Source organism: Paraburkholderia sp. D15 (assembly GCF_029910215.1).
In the GTDB taxonomy this organism is placed as follows: domain Bacteria; phylum Pseudomonadota; class Gammaproteobacteria; order Burkholderiales; family Burkholderiaceae; genus Paraburkholderia.
In genome coordinates this window covers 4,123,720-4,141,564 of sequence record NZ_CP110395.1, presented here as the reverse complement: position 1 = coordinate 4,141,564, position 17,845 = coordinate 4,123,720, and the positions used below count along the sequence as shown (strand labels likewise).

At 58.6% G+C, this 17,845-nt stretch carries 27 protein-coding genes; all 27 read left to right on the top strand.

The window, feature by feature from the left end; genetic code table 11:
• Positions 1 to 101: 101 nt before the first annotated feature.
• The 27 genes from recQ (at position 102) to secY (ending at position 17,839) form a co-directional block, all read left to right on the top strand.
• A complete protein-coding gene (gene recQ, locus LFL96_RS18125) occupies positions 102 to 1,949 on the top strand; it encodes a DNA helicase RecQ (protein ID WP_280996565.1) in 1,848 nt (615 codons plus the stop codon).
• Between the two features lie 221 nt (positions 1,950 to 2,170).
• Entirely contained in the window at positions 2,171 to 2,551 is a 381-nt protein-coding gene (gene rpsL, locus LFL96_RS18120) for a 30S ribosomal protein S12 (protein ID WP_006998493.1), read from the top strand.
• Positions 2,552 to 2,726: 175 nt separating this feature from the next.
• Entirely contained in the window at positions 2,727 to 3,197 is a 471-nt protein-coding gene (gene rpsG, locus LFL96_RS18115) for a 30S ribosomal protein S7 (RefSeq protein ID WP_006053291.1), read from the top strand.
• 134 nt (positions 3,198 to 3,331) lie between these two features.
• Positions 3,332 to 5,434, top strand: coding sequence for an elongation factor G (fusA, locus tag LFL96_RS18110; RefSeq protein ID WP_280996560.1), 2,103 nt, complete (start codon positions 3,332 to 3,334; stop codon positions 5,432 to 5,434).
• A 48-nt stretch (positions 5,435 to 5,482) separates the two neighbouring features.
• Entirely contained in the window at positions 5,483 to 6,673 is a 1,191-nt protein-coding gene (gene tuf / locus LFL96_RS18105) for an elongation factor Tu (protein ID WP_280996559.1), read from the top strand.
• A 127-nt stretch (positions 6,674 to 6,800) separates the two neighbouring features.
• A complete protein-coding gene (gene rpsJ, locus LFL96_RS18100; protein ID WP_035988804.1) occupies positions 6,801 to 7,112 on the top strand; it encodes a 30S ribosomal protein S10 in 312 nt (103 codons plus the stop codon).
• Positions 7,113 to 7,313: 201 nt separating this feature from the next.
• Positions 7,314 to 7,973, top strand: coding sequence for a 50S ribosomal protein L3 (gene rplC / locus LFL96_RS18095; protein WP_074301417.1), 660 nt, complete (start codon positions 7,314 to 7,316; stop codon positions 7,971 to 7,973).
• A complete protein-coding gene (gene rplD, locus LFL96_RS18090; RefSeq protein ID WP_007180136.1) occupies positions 7,973 to 8,593 on the top strand; it encodes a 50S ribosomal protein L4 in 621 nt (206 codons plus the stop codon). The genes rplC and rplD overlap by 1 nt, the downstream gene beginning before the upstream one ends.
• Positions 8,590 to 8,904, top strand: coding sequence for a 50S ribosomal protein L23 (gene rplW, locus LFL96_RS18085; RefSeq protein WP_007180135.1), 315 nt, complete (start codon positions 8,590 to 8,592; stop codon positions 8,902 to 8,904). Before rplD ends, rplW begins: the two co-directional genes overlap by 4 nt.
• 2 nt (positions 8,905 to 8,906) lie before the next feature.
• On the top strand, positions 8,907 to 9,734 hold the full coding sequence (gene rplB, locus LFL96_RS18080; RefSeq protein ID WP_013589834.1) for a 50S ribosomal protein L2: 828 nt from the start codon (positions 8,907 to 8,909) through the stop codon (positions 9,732 to 9,734).
• Between the two features lie 10 nt (positions 9,735 to 9,744).
• Positions 9,745 to 10,020 carry a 30S ribosomal protein S19 gene (gene rpsS / locus LFL96_RS18075; protein ID WP_004199273.1) on the top strand — a complete coding sequence of 92 codons (276 nt, stop codon included), beginning with the start codon at positions 9,745 to 9,747 and terminating at the stop codon, positions 10,018 to 10,020.
• A gap of 7 nt (positions 10,021 to 10,027) precedes the next feature.
• Complete coding sequence (gene rplV, locus LFL96_RS18070; protein ID WP_007180133.1) at positions 10,028 to 10,360, top strand: 50S ribosomal protein L22; 333 nt, start codon at positions 10,028 to 10,030, stop codon at positions 10,358 to 10,360.
• Positions 10,361 to 10,371: 11 nt separating this feature from the next.
• Complete coding sequence (rpsC, locus tag LFL96_RS18065) at positions 10,372 to 11,178, top strand: 30S ribosomal protein S3 (RefSeq protein ID WP_007180132.1); 807 nt, start codon at positions 10,372 to 10,374, stop codon at positions 11,176 to 11,178.
• Between the two features lie 2 nt (positions 11,179 to 11,180).
• A complete protein-coding gene (gene rplP, locus LFL96_RS18060) occupies positions 11,181 to 11,597 on the top strand; it encodes a 50S ribosomal protein L16 (protein ID WP_007180131.1) in 417 nt (138 codons plus the stop codon).
• Between the two features lie 10 nt (positions 11,598 to 11,607).
• A complete protein-coding gene (rpmC, locus tag LFL96_RS18055) occupies positions 11,608 to 11,802 on the top strand; it encodes a 50S ribosomal protein L29 (RefSeq protein ID WP_007180130.1) in 195 nt (64 codons plus the stop codon).
• The gene (rpsQ, locus tag LFL96_RS18050) at positions 11,799 to 12,071 is read left to right on the top strand and encodes a 30S ribosomal protein S17 (protein ID WP_007180129.1); all 273 of its coding nucleotides are present in this window, start codon (positions 11,799 to 11,801) and stop codon (positions 12,069 to 12,071) included. Before rpmC ends, rpsQ begins: the two co-directional genes overlap by 4 nt.
• A 290-nt stretch (positions 12,072 to 12,361) precedes the next feature.
• Entirely contained in the window at positions 12,362 to 12,730 is a 369-nt protein-coding gene (gene rplN / locus LFL96_RS18045; RefSeq protein ID WP_006052212.1) for a 50S ribosomal protein L14, read from the top strand.
• Between the two features lie 9 nt (positions 12,731 to 12,739).
• On the top strand, positions 12,740 to 13,048 hold the full coding sequence (rplX, locus tag LFL96_RS18040) for a 50S ribosomal protein L24 (protein WP_115781222.1): 309 nt from the start codon (positions 12,740 to 12,742) through the stop codon (positions 13,046 to 13,048).
• A gap of 17 nt (positions 13,049 to 13,065) precedes the next feature.
• Positions 13,066 to 13,605, top strand: coding sequence for a 50S ribosomal protein L5 (gene rplE / locus LFL96_RS18035; RefSeq protein WP_094778390.1), 540 nt, complete (start codon positions 13,066 to 13,068; stop codon positions 13,603 to 13,605).
• Positions 13,606 to 13,612: 7 nt separating this feature from the next.
• Entirely contained in the window at positions 13,613 to 13,918 is a 306-nt protein-coding gene (gene rpsN, locus LFL96_RS18030) for a 30S ribosomal protein S14 (protein WP_013340737.1), read from the top strand.
• 14 nt (positions 13,919 to 13,932) lie between these two features.
• Positions 13,933 to 14,328: a 30S ribosomal protein S8 gene (gene rpsH / locus LFL96_RS18025; protein WP_006052216.1), complete on the top strand. Its 396-nt coding sequence runs from the start codon at positions 13,933 to 13,935 to the stop codon at positions 14,326 to 14,328.
• 18 nt (positions 14,329 to 14,346) lie between these two features.
• Complete coding sequence (rplF, locus tag LFL96_RS18020; protein ID WP_028199570.1) at positions 14,347 to 14,877, top strand: 50S ribosomal protein L6; 531 nt, start codon at positions 14,347 to 14,349, stop codon at positions 14,875 to 14,877.
• A gap of 12 nt (positions 14,878 to 14,889) precedes the next feature.
• Complete coding sequence (rplR, locus tag LFL96_RS18015; RefSeq protein ID WP_006052218.1) at positions 14,890 to 15,255, top strand: 50S ribosomal protein L18; 366 nt, start codon at positions 14,890 to 14,892, stop codon at positions 15,253 to 15,255.
• Between the two features lie 14 nt (positions 15,256 to 15,269).
• A complete protein-coding gene (gene rpsE / locus LFL96_RS18010) occupies positions 15,270 to 15,788 on the top strand; it encodes a 30S ribosomal protein S5 (protein ID WP_006052219.1) in 519 nt (172 codons plus the stop codon).
• Between the two features lie 11 nt (positions 15,789 to 15,799).
• Positions 15,800 to 15,982, top strand: coding sequence for a 50S ribosomal protein L30 (gene rpmD, locus LFL96_RS18005; RefSeq protein ID WP_028199571.1), 183 nt, complete (start codon positions 15,800 to 15,802; stop codon positions 15,980 to 15,982).
• A gap of 29 nt (positions 15,983 to 16,011) precedes the next feature.
• Positions 16,012 to 16,446 carry a 50S ribosomal protein L15 gene (rplO, locus tag LFL96_RS18000; RefSeq protein WP_011490050.1) on the top strand — a complete coding sequence of 145 codons (435 nt, stop codon included), beginning with the start codon at positions 16,012 to 16,014 and terminating at the stop codon, positions 16,444 to 16,446.
• 46 nt (positions 16,447 to 16,492) lie between these two features.
• Positions 16,493 to 17,839 (top strand): preprotein translocase subunit SecY, encoded by a 1,347-nt coding sequence (secY, locus tag LFL96_RS17995; protein ID WP_280996557.1) that lies wholly within the window; start codon positions 16,493 to 16,495, stop codon positions 17,837 to 17,839.
• The last annotated feature ends 6 nt before the right edge of the window (positions 17,840 to 17,845 follow it).

The window sequence follows — 17,845 nt, the reverse complement described above, 5'->3', positions numbered from 1 at the left end:
TTTCCTAATCCGAACGGCTAACGCGTGCAAACCTTTCGGGCGGTGCGCCCAGGGGTTGGTAAAATCCGTCCACCGGCATCGCGCTGTTCAACCTCTATCTCATGTCCCGTTCGCTCCAGATCCTCAACGAAGTTTTCGGCTATCCCGCGTTCAGAGGGCAGCAGGGCGAAATTGTCGAGCACGTCTCCGCCGGCGGCGATTGTCTTGTGCTGATGCCGACCGGCGGGGGCAAGTCGCTGTGTTATCAGATTCCGTCGCTAGTTCGCCGTGAAGCGGGATTTGGTGCGGGCATCGTCGTGTCGCCGCTGATCGCGTTGATGCAGGACCAGGTTGCGGCGCTGACCGAAGTGGGCGTGCGCGCGGCGTATCTGAATTCGACGTTGTCGAGCGCCGAGGCCATGGCGACCGAGCGCGCGTTGCGCGAAGGCGAGATCGATCTGCTCTACGTGGCGCCCGAGCGGTTGATGACCCCGCGTTTCCAGGAGTTGCTGGAACGCACACGTATCGGCCTGTTCGCAATCGACGAGGCGCACTGCGTGTCCCAATGGGGGCATGACTTCCGGCCGGAATACATTCAGTTGTCGGTGCTGCACGAGCGCTTTCCGAATGTGCCGCGCATCGCACTCACCGCGACCGCGGACGCCATTACGCGCGACGAAATCATCCACCGGTTGGCGCTGGACGATGCGCGGATTTTCGTGTCGAGCTTCGACCGGCCGAACATCCGGTATCGAATCGTCGAAAAAGACAACGCGCGTACGCAGTTGCTCGACTTTATCCGCGCCGAACACTCCAAACCGGATGGCACGACCGACGCCGGCGTCGTCTACTGCCTGTCGCGCCGGAAGGTCGAAGAAACCGCGGAGTGGCTAAAAGAAAAGGGCATGCGGGCGCTGCCGTATCACGCGGGTATGGAGTTCGAAATCCGCCAGAAGCATCAGGAGATGTTTCAGCGCGAGGAAGGCATTGTGATGTGCGCGACGATCGCGTTCGGCATGGGCATCGACAAACCTGACGTGCGCTTTGTCGCGCATCTGGATTTGCCGAAGAGTGTCGAAGGGTACTACCAGGAGACTGGCCGGGCGGGCCGCGACGGCATGCCGTCGAATGCGTGGATGGCGTACGGCCTGGGCGACGTCGTCCAGCAGCGGAAAATGATCGACGAGTCCGATGCCGACGACGCGCACAAACGCGTGCAAACCGGCAAGCTGGATGCGCTGCTTGGACTATGCGAAGCCGCGACGTGCCGTCGGGTGCGCTTGCTCGCGTACTTCGGCGAATCGAGCAAGCCGTGCGGCAACTGCGACAACTGCCTCGAACCACCGGACACATGGGACGCCACGCGCGAAGCGCAAATGGCTTTGTCGTGCGTATTCCGTGCACAGCGGGCCAGTGGTTTTCACTTCGGCGCCGGCCATCTGATCGACATCTTGCGCGGCAACCGCAGCGAAAAAATTCTGCAACGCGGCCACGAGAAGCTGACGACGTTCGGCATTGGCGCGGCGCTGGGCGAGCCGGAATGGCGCGCAGTGTTCCGGCAATTGGTGGCGTTCGGGTATCTAACTGTCGACCACGAAGGATTCGGCTCGCTGGTCCTTACGGAAGCGAGCAAGCCGGTGCTCAAAGGCGAGCAAAACGTCACGATGCGCCGCTACGTGAAGCCGACGCGCAGTCGGCAGTCATCCGGCCGCACGAGCGAACGCGCCGATCCGACCATCGGTATGGGCCCGCGCGAACGAGCGCGCTGGGATCGCTTGCGGGCGTGGCGCACCGAAACGGCGAAGAGCGACGGCGTGCCCGCGTACGTCATATTTCACGACGCGACGCTTGCCGAGATTGCACGTAACGGTCCCGACTCGATCGAGGACTTGCGCGGCATTCCAGGCATGGGCGCACGTAAACTCGATCGTTTCGGCGACGAATTGCTGGAAGTCGTGGCCGCGGATTAGCCGCGGCACGGCTCCGCGGACTCCGGAAAGGTTTGCGAACTGTCGCAACCTGTTGACTCCCTTAGTATTTTCGGAATATTATGCTAGGTTCCGGTTCTTGGAATGCCTGCGCGCGAAGTCAATTCGCATGCCGACACCCGGGGCCGGAAGTTCGATGCGCAGTCGTTTCTGCTTTGCCCAGAAACAGATGCGTCGATTTTGTTCAATTTCAGGAATAAACAATGCCAACCATCAATCAACTGGTTCGCAAAGGCCGTGCGTCGGAAACGACGAAAAGCAAGAGCCCGGCCTTGCAGGACTGCCCCCAGCGTCGTGGCGTGTGCACCCGTGTGTACACCACGACGCCGAAGAAGCCTAACTCGGCACTGCGTAAAGTTGCCAAGGTTCGTCTGACGAACGGCTTCGAAGTCATTTCGTACATCGGTGGTGAAGGCCACAACCTGCAGGAACACTCGGTCGTGCTGATTCGCGGCGGCCGTGTTAAGGACTTGCCGGGTGTGCGTTACCACATGGTTCGCGGCTCGCTGGACACCCAGGGCGTCAAGGATCGTAAGCAGGCTCGCTCGAAGTACGGTGCGAAGCGTGCCAAGGCTGGCAAGTAATTAGCCGGTCAGTCGTTTCAGGTCGCCTGCAAAGGCGGTATTAGCGGTGGTGCCGGATTCGCCGGTGCTGTCGAGTAAGTGGTCACCCGACCAGGCTGGTAAGTCGTTAGATGAATCGGGTTAGTTGGTGGCCGCGGGGCTAAAAAGCTCCAACTGAAAAGTTAAAGGAAGAAACATGCCGCGTCGTCGCGAAGTCCCCAAGCGGGAAGTGTTGCCGGATCCGAAATTCGGTAACGTTGATGTAGCTAAGTTCATGAACGTGCTGATGCTCTCCGGCAAGAAGTCGGTTGCAGAGCGCATTGTGTACGGCGCTTTCGAACAGATCCAGACCAAGGGTGGCAAGGACCCGCTGGAAGTGTTCACGGTAGCGCTCAACAACGTCAAGCCGGTGGTCGAAGTGAAGAGCCGCCGCGTTGGTGGTGCGAACTATCAGGTTCCGGTCGAAGTGCGCCCGTCGCGTCGTATGGCATTGGCGATGCGTTGGCTGCGTGAAGCCGCGAAGAAGCGCAGCGAGAAGTCGATGGCCCTGCGTCTGGCAGGTGAACTCTCCGAAGCGGCCGAAGGCCGTGGCGGCGCGATGAAGAAGCGCGACGAAGTTCACCGGATGGCAGAAGCCAACAAGGCGTTCTCGCACTTCCGTTTCTAAGCTGCCCGAATTCGGGTTTAGCAGAAAAAGCGGAAAGAAATTCCGGGCGGGTGCGCTTACAAAGCGCCTCGCCCGTTTGTGTTACAGCGCGATGGGTATTTTCTCGCATCGCGTCATCCCAATAGAGGATCAAAGTGGCTCGCAAGACACCTATCGAGCGCTACCGTAACATCGGTATTAGCGCTCACATCGACGCCGGCAAAACGACGACGACCGAGCGCATTCTGTTCTACACCGGCGTGAACCACAAAATTGGTGAAGTTCACGACGGCGCTGCCACCATGGACTGGATGGAGCAGGAGCAGGAACGCGGTATTACCATCACGTCCGCTGCTACCACGGCATTCTGGAAGGGCATGGCCGGCGACCGCGCCGAGCACCGCATCAACATCATCGACACCCCGGGCCACGTCGACTTCACGATTGAAGTTGAGCGCTCGATGCGCGTGCTCGACGGTGCATGCATGGTCTACTGTGCTGTGGGTGGCGTGCAGCCCCAGTCGGAAACCGTGTGGCGCCAGGCTAACAAGTACAAGGTTCCCCGTCTCGCGTTCATCAACAAGATGGACCGTACCGGCGCGAACTTCTTCAAGGTCTACGACCAGCTGAAGCTGCGTCTGAAGGCGAACCCGGTTCCGGTCGTGGTGCCGATCGGTGCGGAAGAAAACTTCACGGGGGTCGTCGACCTGATGAAGATGAAGGCGATCATTTGGGATGACGCGTCCCAAGGTACCAAGTTCTCGTACGAAGACATCCCGGCTGAACTCGTCGAATCGTGCAACGAATGGCGCGAGAAGATGATCGAAGCGGCGGCTGAGTCGAGCGAAGACTTGATGAACAAGTACCTCGAGGAAGGCGAGCTGTCGGAAGCCGAGATCATCAAGGGTCTGCGCGACCGTACCATCGCTTGCGAAATCCAGCCGATGCTGTGCGGCACCGCGTTCAAGAACAAGGGCGTGCAACGTATGCTGGACGCCGTTCTGGACTTCCTGCCGTCGCCGATCGACATTCCGCCGGTTACGGGCGAACTGGAAAACGGTGAAAAGGGCGAGCGCCGTGCGTCGGACGACGAAAAATTCTCGTCGCTGGCATTCAAGATCATGACCGACCCGTTCGTCGGCCAGTTGATCTTCTTCCGCGTCTACTCGGGTGTTGTGAATTCGGGTGATACGGTGCTGAACGCGACGAAGGACAAGAAGGAACGTCTGGGTCGTATTCTGCAGATGCACGCAAACCAGCGTGAAGAAATCAAGGAAGTTCGTGCTGGCGACATCGCTGCCGCGGTCGGCCTGAAGGAAGCGACCACGGGCGACACGCTGTGCGATCCGCAGCATCCGATCGTGCTCGAACGCATGATTTTCCCGGAGCCGGTGATTTCGCAGGCTGTTGAGCCGAAGACGAAGCCCGACCAGGAAAAAATGGGTCTGGCGCTGAACCGTCTGGCTCAGGAAGATCCGTCGTTCCGCGTTCAAACGGACGAAGAATCGGGTCAAACCATTATCTCGGGCATGGGCGAGCTCCACCTCGAAATTCTGGTCGACCGGATGAAGCGTGAGTTCGGCGTCGAAGCAACGGTTGGCAAGCCGCAGGTGGCTTACCGCGAAACGATTCGCGGCAAGGCGGAAGACGTCGACGGCAAGTTCGTCAAGCAGTCGGGTGGTCGCGGCCAGTACGGTCACGCGGTCATCACGCTCGAGCCGAACGAGCAAGGCAAGGGCTACGAGTTCCTGGACGAGATCAAGGGCGGTGTGATTCCGCGTGAATACATCCCGGCAGTCGACAAGGGTATCCAGGAAACGCTGAAGGCTGGCGTGCTGGCAGGCTTCCCGGTCGTTGACGTGAAGGTTCACCTGACGTTCGGTTCGTACCACGACGTTGACTCGAACGAAAACGCGTTCCGCATGGCCGGTTCGATGGCGTTCAAGGAAGCAATGCGCAAGGCGCAGCCGGTCATTCTCGAACCGATGATGGCCGTCGAAGTCGAAACGCCTGAAGATTACATGGGCAACGTGATGGGCGACCTCTCGGGTCGTCGTGGCATCGTCCAGGGTATGGACGACATGGTTGGCGGCGGCAAGATCGTTCGCGCCGAAGTGCCGCTGTCGGAAATGTTTGGCTATTCGACGTCGCTGCGTTCGCTGACCCAAGGTCGTGCAACGTACACGATGGAGTTCAAGCACTACTCCGAAGCACCGCGTAACGTGTCGGAAGCGATCATCAACGCCAAGTCGAAGTAATCGCGCGGCAAAGTCATTCAACGATTAACTTTTTGAAAGAAGAGAAACATGGCTAAAGGTAAATTCGAACGGACCAAGCCGCACGTGAACGTCGGCACGATCGGTCACGTTGACCACGGCAAGACCACGCTGACGGCAGCGATCACGACGGTTCTGACGCAGAAGTTTGGCGGCGAAGCGAAGGCATACGACCAGATCGACGCGGCGCCGGAAGAAAAGGCACGTGGTATCACGATCAACACGGCACACGTCGAGTACGAAACGGCTAACCGCCACTACGCACACGTCGACTGCCCGGGCCACGCTGACTATGTGAAGAACATGATCACGGGCGCAGCGCAGATGGACGGCGCGATCCTGGTGTGCTCGGCCGCAGACGGCCCGATGCCGCAAACGCGTGAGCACATCCTGCTGGCACGTCAGGTTGGCGTTCCGTACATCATCGTGTTCCTGAACAAGTGCGACATGGTGGATGACGCCGAGCTGCTGGAACTGGTCGAGATGGAAGTTCGCGAACTTCTGTCGAAGTACGACTTCCCGGGCGACGACACGCCGATCATCAAGGGTTCGGCCAAGCTGGCGCTGGAAGGCGACAAGGGCGAGCTGGGCGAAGTGGCGATCATGAACCTGGCCGACGCGCTGGACACGTACATCCCGACGCCGGAGCGCGCGGTTGACGGTTCGTTCCTGATGCCGGTGGAAGACGTGTTCTCGATCTCGGGTCGCGGCACGGTGGTGACGGGTCGCGTGGAGCGCGGCGTGGTGAAGGTCGGCGAAGAAATCGAAATCGTCGGTATCAAGCCGACGGTGAAGACGACCTGCACGGGCGTGGAAATGTTCCGCAAGCTGCTCGACCAGGGTCAGGCAGGCGACAACGTTGGTATCCTGCTGCGCGGCACGAAGCGTGAAGACGTGGAGCGTGGCCAGGTTCTGGCGAAGCCGGGTTCGATCAACCCGCACACGCACTTCACGGCTGAAGTGTACGTGCTGAGCAAGGACGAAGGTGGCCGTCACACGCCGTTCTTCAACAACTACCGTCCGCAGTTCTACTTCCGTACGACGGACGTGACGGGCTCGATCGAGCTGCCGAAGGACAAGGAAATGGTCATGCCGGGCGACAACGTGTCGATCACGGTGAAGCTGATCAACCCGATCGCGATGGAAGAAGGTCTGCGCTTCGCAATCCGTGAAGGCGGCCGTACGGTCGGCGCTGGTGTCGTTGCCAAGATCCTCGAGTAAAATCGCGGATTGACTTTGCTGTAAGTAGTACCCGGAGCCGGGTGCCAGCCCCAAGCGGGCGCCCGGCTCTTCGTTCTTTTACTCTCTGGCGGCGCAATACCGCCTCGCTCTTTCCAAGGAATTTGTCATGCAGAACCAAAAAATCCGCATTCGCCTGAAGGCTTTCGACTATCGCCTGATCGATCAATCGGCTGCTGAGATCGTCGAAACGGCTAAGCGGACTGGCGCGATCGTCCGTGGTCCGGTTCCCCTGCCGACCCGCATCCAACGCTTCGACATCCTGCGTTCGCCGCACGTCAACAAGACGTCGCGCGATCAGCTCGAAATTCGTACGCACCAACGTCTGATGGACATCGTCGACCCGACGGACAAGACCGTCGACGCGCTGATGAAGCTCGACCTGCCGGCTGGCGTTGACGTTGAAATCAAGCTGCAATAAGGCTGGCCGCGCCTGCTCGTTGAGCTAGGTGACGCTAAGTCATTGATTGCTTGCGGAAAACGAAAAGCCTCGCTATAATGCAAGGCTTTTCGCGCATTTGCGCAAAAAAGCCGGTGTGCTGCAGCATGGTTTCATGCCCGAAACGGCACTGGCATTTTGTAAATTAGCCCCGACCAATCGCAGTCGGGAATGGAGAAAACGATGAGCCTTGGACTCGTAGGTCGCAAGGTTGGCATGACCCGTATCTTCACGGCAGAAGGGGATTCGATTCCCGTTACCGTGCTGGACGTGTCCGACAACCGCGTGACGCAGATCAAGACTGTTGAAACCGACGGCTACACGGCCGTGCAGGTTGCATTCGGTACGCGCCGTGCATCGCGCGTGACGAAGCCGTTGGCCGGTCATCTCGCCAAAGCCGGTGTTCAAGCCGGTGAAATCCTCAAAGAATTCCAGATCGATGCCGCTAAGGCTGCCGAGTTGTCGAACGGCACCGTGGTGGGTCCCGAACTGTTCGAAGTAGGCCAGAAGGTCGACGTGCAAGGCGTGTCGATCGGTAAGGGCTACGCCGGTACCATCAAGCGTTACAACTTCGCATCCGGCCGTGCATCGCACGGTAACTCGCGCTCGCACAACGTGCCGGGTTCGATCGGTATGGCGCAGGATCCGGGTCGTGTTTTCCCGGGTAAGCGCATGACCGGTCACATGGGTGACGATACGGTAACCGTGCAAAACCTCGAAATCGCTCGTATCGACGCCGACCGCAAGCTGTTGCTGGTCAAGGGTGCCGTTCCGGGTGCGAAGGGTGGCAAGGTATTCGTTACGCCGGCCGTGAAGACGCGTGCCGTGAAAGGAGCGAAATAATGGAACTTAAGCTCCTGAATGCCAATGGTCAGGAAGGTGCAGGCGTTAGCGCGTCGGACGTCGTGTTCGGTCGCGATTACAACGAAGCCCTGATTCACCAGGTCGTGGTTGCGTACCAGGCGAATGCCCGTAGCGGCAACCGCGCGCAGAAGGATCGTGAGCAAGTCAAGCACACGACCAAGAAGCCGTGGCGCCAGAAGGGTACGGGCCGCGCTCGTGCCGGTATGTCGTCGAGCCCGTTGTGGCGCGGCGGTGGCCGTATCTTCCCGAATTCGCCGGAAGAAAACTTTTCGCACAAGGTCAACAAGAAGATGCATCGCGCAGGTCTCTGCTCGATCTTCTCGCAGCTGGCCCGCGAAGGCCGCATCTCGGTGGTCGACGAGCTGACGCTCGAAGCGCCGAAGACGAAGCTGCTGGCCGAAAAATTCAAGGCGATGGGTCTCGACTCCGTGCTGGTGATTACCGACACGGTTGACGAAAACCTGTACCTCGCGTCGCGCAACCTCGCCCATGTGGCGGTTGTCGAGCCGCGTTACGCCGACCCGCTGTCGCTGATCTACTTCAAGAAGATCCTGATCACGAAGGCTGCGGTCGCCCAGATCGAGGAGTTGCTGTCATGAGCGAGATTCGCAAGAACGATCATCGTTTGATGCAGGTCCTGCTCGCGCCGGTGATCTCCGAAAAGGCGACGCTGGTGGCCGACAAGAACGAGCAAGTTGTGTTCGAAGTCGCGCCCGATGCCACGAAGCAGGAAGTGAAAGCTGCAGTCGAGCTGCTGTTCAAGGTGGAAGTCAATTCCGTCAACGTGCTGGTCTCGAAGGGCAAAGCCAAGCGCTTTGGTCGCTTCATGGGCAAGCGCAAGGACGTGAAGAAGGCGTACGTCTGCCTGAAGCCCGGCCAGGAAATCAACTTTGAAGCGGAGGCCAAGTAATCATGGCAATCGTTAAAGTTAAGCCGACTTCGCCGGGTCGCCGCGCGATGGTCAAGGTGGTCAACAAGGAACTGCACAAGGGCAAGCCGTTCGCTGCGCTGCTCGACACGCAATCCTCGACCGCCGGCCGTAACAACAACGGCCACATCACCACGCGTCACAAGGGTGGTGGTCACAAGCATCACTATCGTGTCGTCGATTTCCGTCGCACGAAGGATGGCATTCCGGCCAAGGTCGAACGTCTCGAGTACGATCCGAACCGTAGCGCGAACATCGCGCTTGTTCTGTACGCAGACGGCGAGCGCCGCTACATCATTGCACCGAAGGGCGTAACCGTCGGCCAGCAACTGATGTCGGGTTCGGAAGCGCCGATCCGCGCAGGTAACACGCTGCCGATCCGCAACATTCCGGTCGGTACGACGATCCACTGCATCGAAATGCTGCCGGGCAAGGGTGCGCAAATGGCGCGTTCGGCTGGTACGTCGGCGATGCTGCTGGCTCGTGAAGGCATCTACGCACAGGTCCGCCTGCGCTCGGGTGAAATCCGCCGCGTTCACGTTGAATGCCGCGCGACGATTGGTGAAGTTGGCAACGAAGAGCATAGCCTCCGTCAAATCGGTAAGGCTGGTGCGAACCGCTGGCGCGGTATCCGCCCGACGGTGCGTGGCGTTGCAATGAACCCGGTCGATCACCCGCACGGTGGTGGTGAAGGCAAGACGGCTGCAGGTCGCGATCCGGTGAGCCCGTGGGGCACGCCTGCTAAGGGTTATCGCACCCGCAGCAACAAGCGCACGACGAGCATGATCGTCCAGCGCCGTCACAAGCGTTAAGGAGTAGGCAATGGCACGTTCTGTAAAAAAAGGTCCGTTCTGCGACGCCCATTTGCTGAAGAAAGTTGAGGCGGCAGCAGCTTCGCGGGATAAGAAGCCGATCAAAACCTGGTCGCGTCGCTCGACGATTCTCCCGGATTTCATCGGTCTGACGATTGCCGTTCACAACGGCCGTCAACACGTTCCGGTGTACATCTCGGAAAACATGGTCGGCCACAAGCTTGGCGAGTTCGCATTGACCCGTACGTTCAAGGGTCACGCGGCCGACAAGAAGGCTAAGAAATAAGGGGCTCATGATGGAAGTCAAAGCAATTCATCGCGGTGCCCGCATCTCGGCGCAGAAAACGCGCCTTGTGGCTGACCAGATCCGCGGTTTGCCGGTCGACAAGGCGCTGAACGTTCTGACGTTCTCGCCGAAGAAGGCTGCGGGAATCGTGAAAAAGGTCGTGCTGTCGGCGATCGCGAATGCGGAGCATAACGAAGGCGCCGATATCGATGAGCTCAAGATCACGAGCATCTACATCGACAAGGCTGCGTCGCTCAAGCGTTTCACCGCGCGCGCTAAAGGCCGCGGTAACCGCATCGAGAAGCAATCCTGTCACATCACTGTGACGGTCGGGAATTAAGGGGTCATACGATGGGACAGAAAATTCATCCGACTGGCTTCCGTTTGGCCGTCAGCCGCAATTGGGCGTCGCGTTGGTACGCGAACAACAACAATTTCGCGGCGATGTTGCAGGAAGACATCGGTGTTCGTGAATACCTGAAGAAGAAGCTGAAGAACGCGTCCGTTGGCCGCGTGGTGATCGAGCGTCCTGCAAAGAACGCACGTATCACGATTTTCAGCTCGCGTCCGGGTGTCGTGATCGGTAAGAAGGGTGAAGACATTGAACTGCTGAAGTCCGAGCTGCAAAAGCGTATGGGCGTTCCGGTTCACGTCAACATCGAAGAAATCCGCAAGCCGGAAACCGATGCGCAACTGATCGCGGATTCGATCACGCAACAGCTCGAACGTCGGATCATGTTCCGCCGCGCGATGAAGCGTGCAATGCAAAACGCGATGCGTCTGGGTGCTCAAGGCATCAAGATCATGAGCGCAGGCCGCCTGAACGGTATCGAAATCGCTCGTACGGAATGGTATCGCGAAGGTCGCGTGCCGCTTCATACGTTGCGTGCTGATATCGACTACGCGACGTCGGAAGCAAAGACGACGTACGGCATCATCGGCGTGAAGGTGTGGGTCTACAAGGGCGATACGCTCGGCCGCAATGACGCACCGGTGGTTGAAGAAGTCGCCGAAGAAAAGCGTCCGCGCCGCAACGCACGTCCGGGTGGCGATCGCCGTCCGCGTCGTGATGGTGAAGGTGGTGGCCCGGCAGGTGCACGCCGTGGCGCTCCTCGTCGTGCTGGCGGTGCCGGCGACGGCGGGAAGACTGGAGAATAACGATGCTGCAACCGAAACGCAGAAAGTATCGCAAAGAGCAGAAAGGTCGTAACACCGGTATCGCTACCCGCGGCAACGCGGTGTCGTTCGGTGAATTCGGTCTGAAGGCTATCGGTCGTGGTCGCTTGACCGCGCGCCAGATTGAAGCGGCACGTCGTGCAATGACGCGTCACATCAAGCGTGGTGGCCGCATCTGGATTCGTATTTTCCCGGATAAGCCGATTTCGCATAAGCCGGCGGAAGTGCGGATGGGTAACGGTAAAGGTAACCCTGAGTACTACGTCGCAGAGATTCAACCGGGCAAGATGCTGTACGAAATGGACGGCGTAACCGAAGAGCTGGCACGCGAAGCGTTCCGTCTGGCTGCAGCTAAGCTGCCGCTGAAGACGACGTTTATCGTGCGTCAGCTCGGCGCCTAAGGAGCAAATGATGAAGGCTTCCGAACTTCACCAGAAAGATCAGGCCGCGCTCAACAAGGAGCTGTCGGACCTGCTGAAGGCGCAATTCGGCCTGCGCATGCAACTCGCGACCCAGCAGCTCACGAATACGAGCCAGCTGAAGAAGGTTCGTCGCGACATCGCACGTGTGCGGACCGTCCTGACTGAGAAGGCGAACCAGAAATGAACGATAGCGTAAAAACCTCGCTCAAGCGGACGCTGGTCGGCAAGGTCGTCAGCAACAAGATGGACAAGACGGTCACCGTGCTGGTTGAGCACCGCGTGAAGCACCCGATCTACGGCAAGTACGTTGTGCGTTCGAAGAAGTACCACGCGCACGACGATGCGAACACGTACAACGAGGGTGACCTCGTTGAAATCCAGGAAACGCGTCCGATTTCGAAGACGAAAGCTTGGGTTGTGGCTCGCCTGGTCGAGGCTGCTCGCGTCATCTGACGCCGCAAAGTTGTAGAAGTAATTGAAATCGCAGTAAGTTTCGCTTGCAAGACCGGGATTATTTGTTATAATCTCGGTCTTCCCTCTTTTATGGGAGCCCCGTCGCGGGCGAAGTTGGTGGGGGAAGCGGTTCGGGCGCCAGCCTGTTCCGAAGGATTCACCGGATTGCGATGGCGGGTTTCGTTTGCCGTCGCTGCTGTTCTAACCCAAGCAGCCGATTGGCTGACGGGACCAAGACTGACCGGGTACGCCATGGTGGTGTGACCGGATTAAGTTGGGAAAGATAAACCATGATCCAGACCGAAACTCGGCTTGAAGTGGCCGACAACACGGGTGCGCGTGAAGTCATGTGCATCAAGGTGCTCGGCGGCTCGAAGCGTCGTTATGCCAGCATTGGCGACATCATCAAGGTGACCGTCAAAGAAGCAACGCCGCGCGGGCGCGTAAAGAAAGGCGAAATTTATAACGCCGTGGTGGTTCGCACCGCCAAGGGCGTGCGCCGTCAGGACGGCTCGCTGATCAAGTTCGATGGCAACGCCGCTGTGTTGTTGAATGCCAAGCTCGAACCTATTGGCACCCGTATTTTCGGGCCTGTCACGCGCGAGTTGCGTAGCGAACGATTCATGAAGATCGTTTCGCTGGCACCTGAAGTGCTGTAAGGAGTCGCGATGAACAAGATTCGCAAAGGTGACGAAGTTATCGTCATCACCGGCAAAGATAAAGGCAAGCGCGGTGTCGTGCTGTCCGTTGGCGAAGGCAAAGTGATTGTCGAGGGCATCAACCTCGTCAAGAAGCACGTCAAGCCGAACCCGATGAAGGGTACGACGGGCGGTGTGGAAGCCAAGACGATGCCGCTGCAAATTTCGAACGTCGCTTTGGTCGACGCGAATGGCAAGGCGTCGCGTGTAGGCATCAAGGTCGAGGGGGACAAGAAGGTCCGTTTCCTCAAGACGACCGGTGCTGTGCTGAGCGCCTGACGCTGCGGAGTAAAAAAATGGCTCGTTTGCAAGAGTTTTACAAAGAGAAGGTTGTACCCGGCCTCATCGAGAAGTTCGGTTACAAGTCCGTGATGGAAGTGCCGCGTATCACCAAGATCACCCTGAACATGGGCCTTGGCGAAGCGGTTGCTGACAAGAAGATCATCGAGAACGCCGTTGGCGACCTGACGAAGATCGCTGGCCAGAAGCCGGTGATCACGAAGGCACGCAAGGCAATCGCTGGCTTCAAGATCCGTCAGGGCTACCCGATTGGCGCAATGGTTACGTTGCGCGGTCAGGCAATGTACGAATTTCTGGATCGTTTCGTGACGGTGGCGCTGCCCCGCGTGCGTGACTTCCGTGGCGTGTCGGGTCGTGCATTCGATGGTCGTGGCAACTATAACGTCGGTGTGAAAGAGCAGATCATTTTCCCCGAAATCGACTACGACAAGATCGACGCACTGCGTGGGCTGAACATCAGCATCACGACGACTGCGAAGACCGACGACGAAGCAAAGGCTCTGCTCGCCAGCTTCAAGTTCCCGTTCAGAAACTGAGGTTACCGTGGCTAAACTGGCACTGATCGAACGTGAAAAGAAGCGTGCTCGCCTCGCTGCTAAGTACGCTCCCAAGCGTGCAGAGTTGAAGGCGATCATTAGCGATATGAGCAAGTCGGACGAAGAGCACTACGCAGCACGTCTGGAACTGCAACAACTGCCGCGTAACTCTAATCCGACCCGTAAGCGCAACCGTTGCGCAATTACCGGTCGTCCGCGCGGTACGTTCCGTAAATTCGGGCTGGCGCGTAACAAGATTCGTGAAATCGCGTTCCGCGGCGAGATCCCTGGCCTGACCAAGGCGAGCTGGTAATAGGAGAAACGTAAATGAGCATGAGTGATCCTATCGCCGATATGCTGACTCGCATCCGCAATGCGCAGATGGTTGAGAAAGTCTCGGTGACTATGCCCTCGTCGAAAGTCAAGGTTGCGATTGCGCAGGTCCTGAAGGACGAAGGCTATATCGATGATTTCGCAGTGAAGTCCGAAGGTGCGAAGTCTGAATTGAACATCGTGTTGAAGTACTACGCTGGCCGTCCGGTGATCGAGCGCATTGAACGCGTCTCGAAGCCTGGTCTGCGTGTGTACCGCGGCCGTAACGACATCCCCGTGGTCATGAATGGCCTCGGCGTGGCAATCGTGTCGACGCCGAAGGGCGTGATGACGGACCGCAAGGCACGTGCAACGGGCGTTGGCGGCGAAGTCATCTGCTACGTCGCTTAAGGCCGAAAGGAGAGAAACATGTCTCGAGTAGGTAAAAGCCCGATCGCGCTGCAAGGCGCAGAAGTGGCCCTGAGCGACGAACGCATTACCGTCAAGGGCCCGCTGGGTACGATTTCGCAGGCTGCTAACAGCCTCGTGAAGGTGGTGAACGACAACGGCACGCTCAAGTTCGAGCCGGTTGACGAAAGCCGCGAAGCGAATGCGATGTCGGGCACGATGCGCGCACTGGTTGCGAACATGGTGAACGGCGTGACGAAGGGTTTCGAGCGCAAGCTGACGCTGGTTGGCGTCGGTTACCGCGCACAGGCGCAAGGCGACAAGCTGAACCTGTCGCTGGGTTTCTCGCACCCCGTGGTGCACCAGATGCCGGAAGGCGTCAAGGCTGAAACCCCGACGCAAACCGAAATCGTGATCAAGGGGATCAATAAGCAGCAAGTTGGCCAGGTCGCGGCAGAAGTGCGCGGCTATCGTCCGCCGGAGCCCTACAAGGGCAAGGGTGTGCGTTACGCCAATGAGGTTGTGATCCTCAAAGAAACGAAGAAGAAGTAAGGGTGCGCAATCATGGATAAGACTCAATCTCGCCTGCGCCGCGCTCGTCAGACGCGTATCAAGATCGCTGAGCTGCAGGTCGCGCGTCTCGCCGTGCATCGCACGAACACGCACATCTATGCGCAAGTGTTCTCGCCGTGCGGCACCAAGGTGCTCGCCAGCGCGTCTACGCTCGAAGCCGAAGTGCGTGCGCAACTGGCTGATCAGACGGGCAAAGGCGGCAACGTCGCTGCTGCGACCCTGATCGGTAAGCGCATTGCAGAAAAGGCTAAGGCTGCCGGCATCGAATCCGTCGCCTTCGACCGTTCGGGTTTCCGTTACCACGGCCGCGTGAAAGCGCTGGCTGATGCGGCGCGCGAAGCCGGACTCAAGTTCTAAGGGAAGAATTCGTCATGGCAAAGATGCAAGCGAAAGTTCAGGCTGACGAACGCGACGACGGCCTTCGTGAAAAAATGATTTCGGTCAACCGCGTGACCAAGGTCGTGAAGGGTGGCCGGATTCTCGGTTTCGCCGCGCTGACCGTGGTTGGTGACGGTGATGGCCGCGTCGGTATGGGCAAGGGCAAGGCAAAGGAAGTGCCGGTCGCTGTTCAGAAGGCGATGGAACAGGCTCGTCGCAACATGTTCAAGGTGCCGCTGAAGAACGGTACCCTGCAACACGAAGTGCACGGTAAGCACGGCGCATCGATGGTCCTCCTGGCTCCGGCCAAGGACGGTACCGGTGTGATCGCTGGCGGTCCGATGCGTGCCGTGTTCGACGTGATGGGCGTGCAGAACGTTGTGGCCAAGAGCCACGGTTCGACGAACCCTTACAACCTCGTTCGTGCAACGCTGGATGGTCTGCGTAAGCAGTCCACGCCGGGCGACATCGCGGCGAAGCGTGGTAAGTCCGTCGAAGATATTCTGGGCTAAAGGTGGGCACCATGTCTGATAAAACTGTCAAGGTCCAGCTCGTCAAGAGCCTGATCGGCACCCGCGAAACGCACCGTGCTACGGTGCGCGGCTTGGGCCTGCGCCGACTCAACTCGGTTAGCGAGTTGCAGGACACGCCGGCTGTGCGCGGCATGATCAACAAGGTTTCGTACCTCGTTAAGGTCATCGGCTAAGCAGCTGACCAGGACTCAAGGAGTTGATAATGGAATTGAATAACCTGAAGCCGGCTGAAGGCGCGAAGCATGCAAAGCGTCGCGTTGGTCGCGGCATCGGCTCCGGCCTCGGCAAGACCGCTGGCCGTGGTCACAAGGGTCAGAAGTCGCGTTCGGGCGGCTTTCACAAGGTTGGCTTCGAAGGCGGTCAAATGCCGCTGCAACGTCGTCTGCCGAAGCGTGGTTTCACCTCGCTGACGAAGGAATTCGTCGGTGAAGTGCGCCTCTCCGATCTGGAAAAGCTGCCGGTCGACGAAATCGATCTGCTGGCTCTGAAGCAAGCCGGTTTGGTTGGCGAGCTGATCAAGAGCGCCAAGATCATTGCGACGGGCGAGCTGAAGCGCAAGGTCGTTGTGAAGGGTCTGGGTGCGACGAAGGGTGCGCGCGCTGCTATCGAAGCGGCCGGTGGCTCTTTTGCCGAGTAACGCGCAAGTTCATTGCCGTCACTAGCATTTGCATCGGAGAAGGTACTTGGCTAACAGCCCGAGTCTCGCAAAACCCGGTCGCGGCGCGGCGAAGTTTGGCGATCTGCGTCGGCGAGCAGTGTTTCTGCTGCTGGCGTTGATCGTCTACCGTATCGGCGCGCACATTCCGGTGCCGGGTATTGACCCGGACCAGCTGGCGAAGTTGTTCCAAAGCCAGTCGGGCGGCATCCTTGGCATGTTCAACATGTTCTCGGGTGGCGCGCTTTCGCGGTTCACGATTTTTGCGCTGGGGATCATGCCGTACATTTCGGCGTCGATCATCATGCAGTTGTTGGCGATTGTCTCGCCGCAGCTGGAAGCGCTGAAAAAAGAAGGGCAGGCGGGGCAACGTAAGATCACGCAATACACGCGTGTCTTCACGGTCCTGCTGGCGACATTCCAGGCGTTCGGCATTGCTGTCGCGCTGGAAAATCAGCCGGGCCTGGTGATCGATCCGGGAATGGTGTTTCGTTTGACGACGGTCGTGACCTTGGTGACCGGCACGATGTTCCTGATGTGGCTGGGTGAGCAGATCACGGAACGCGGGCTTGGTAACGGTATTTCGATCATCATCTTCGGCGGTATCGCAGCGGGTTTCCCGAATGCGATCGGTGGTCTTTTCGAACTGGTGCGAACCGGCTCGATGAGCATCATCTCGGCGATTATCGTGGTCGCACTGATCGCTGCAGTGACGTATCTGGTGGTGTTCATTGAACGCGGCCAGCGCAAGATTCTTGTGAACTACGCGAAGCGGCAGGTCGGTAACAAGATTTACGGCGGACAGTCTTCTCATCTGCCGCTGAAGTTGAACATGTCGGGTGTGATTCCGCCGATCTTCGCGTCGTCGATCATTCTCTTCCCGGCAACTATCCTGAACTGGTTTAGTTCGGGGTCGCGTACCAGCTGGTTCGCAGACACGTTGCACAACGTGGCCGAAGCCCTCAAGCCCGGTCAACCGGTGTACGTGTTGCTGTACGCGTTGGCGATCGTTTTCTTCTGTTTCTTCTACACCGCTTTGGTGTTCAACAGCAGAGAAACGGCCGACAACCTGAAAAAGAGTGGCGCTTTCGTCCCAGGCATCCGCCCGGGCGATCAAACGGCGCGATATATCGACCGCATCTTGACGCGTTTGACGCTGGCCGGTGCGATCTACATCGTGTTTGTTTGTTTGCTGCCCGAATTTCTGGTGCTGCGCTGGAACGTGCCGTTTTATTTTGGTGGAACGTCGCTGCTGATCATTGTCGTCGTCACAATGGATTTCATGGCGCAGGTGCAGTCGTACGTTATGTCGCAACAGTATGAATCGCTGCTGAAGAAAGCTAATTTCAAAGGCGGCGGCGTCCCGATGCGTTGAAAGGAC

Coding starts and splice junctions, on each gene's coding strand:
- rplR (WP_006052218.1), top strand. CDS start 14,890: ATGGATAAGACTCAATCTCGCCTGCGCCGCGCTCGTCAGACGCGTATC.
- recQ (WP_280996565.1), top strand. CDS start 102: ATGTCCCGTTCGCTCCAGATCCTCAACGAAGTTTTCGGCTATCCCGCG.
- rplE (WP_094778390.1), top strand. CDS start 13,066: ATGGCTCGTTTGCAAGAGTTTTACAAAGAGAAGGTTGTACCCGGCCTC.
- rplO (WP_011490050.1), top strand. CDS start 16,012: ATGGAATTGAATAACCTGAAGCCGGCTGAAGGCGCGAAGCATGCAAAG.
- rpsE (WP_006052219.1), top strand. CDS start 15,270: ATGGCAAAGATGCAAGCGAAAGTTCAGGCTGACGAACGCGACGACGGC.
- rplC (WP_074301417.1), top strand. CDS start 7,314: ATGAGCCTTGGACTCGTAGGTCGCAAGGTTGGCATGACCCGTATCTTC.
- tuf (WP_280996559.1), top strand. CDS start 5,483: ATGGCTAAAGGTAAATTCGAACGGACCAAGCCGCACGTGAACGTCGGC.
- rpsJ (WP_035988804.1), top strand. CDS start 6,801: ATGCAGAACCAAAAAATCCGCATTCGCCTGAAGGCTTTCGACTATCGC.
- rpsQ (WP_007180129.1), top strand. CDS start 11,799: ATGAACGATAGCGTAAAAACCTCGCTCAAGCGGACGCTGGTCGGCAAG.
- rplW (WP_007180135.1), top strand. CDS start 8,590: ATGAGCGAGATTCGCAAGAACGATCATCGTTTGATGCAGGTCCTGCTC.
- rpsG (WP_006053291.1), top strand. CDS start 2,727: ATGCCGCGTCGTCGCGAAGTCCCCAAGCGGGAAGTGTTGCCGGATCCG.
- rpmC (WP_007180130.1), top strand. CDS start 11,608: ATGAAGGCTTCCGAACTTCACCAGAAAGATCAGGCCGCGCTCAACAAG.
- rplV (WP_007180133.1), top strand. CDS start 10,028: ATGATGGAAGTCAAAGCAATTCATCGCGGTGCCCGCATCTCGGCGCAG.
- rpsC (WP_007180132.1), top strand. CDS start 10,372: ATGGGACAGAAAATTCATCCGACTGGCTTCCGTTTGGCCGTCAGCCGC.
- rplX (WP_115781222.1), top strand. CDS start 12,740: ATGAACAAGATTCGCAAAGGTGACGAAGTTATCGTCATCACCGGCAAA.
- rpsS (WP_004199273.1), top strand. CDS start 9,745: ATGGCACGTTCTGTAAAAAAAGGTCCGTTCTGCGACGCCCATTTGCTG.
- rplB (WP_013589834.1), top strand. CDS start 8,907: ATGGCAATCGTTAAAGTTAAGCCGACTTCGCCGGGTCGCCGCGCGATG.
- rplN (WP_006052212.1), top strand. CDS start 12,362: ATGATCCAGACCGAAACTCGGCTTGAAGTGGCCGACAACACGGGTGCG.
- rpmD (WP_028199571.1), top strand. CDS start 15,800: ATGTCTGATAAAACTGTCAAGGTCCAGCTCGTCAAGAGCCTGATCGGC.
- rplD (WP_007180136.1), top strand. CDS start 7,973: ATGGAACTTAAGCTCCTGAATGCCAATGGTCAGGAAGGTGCAGGCGTT.
- rpsH (WP_006052216.1), top strand. CDS start 13,933: ATGAGCATGAGTGATCCTATCGCCGATATGCTGACTCGCATCCGCAAT.
- rplP (WP_007180131.1), top strand. CDS start 11,181: ATGCTGCAACCGAAACGCAGAAAGTATCGCAAAGAGCAGAAAGGTCGT.
- rplF (WP_028199570.1), top strand. CDS start 14,347: ATGTCTCGAGTAGGTAAAAGCCCGATCGCGCTGCAAGGCGCAGAAGTG.
- rpsL (WP_006998493.1), top strand. CDS start 2,171: ATGCCAACCATCAATCAACTGGTTCGCAAAGGCCGTGCGTCGGAAACG.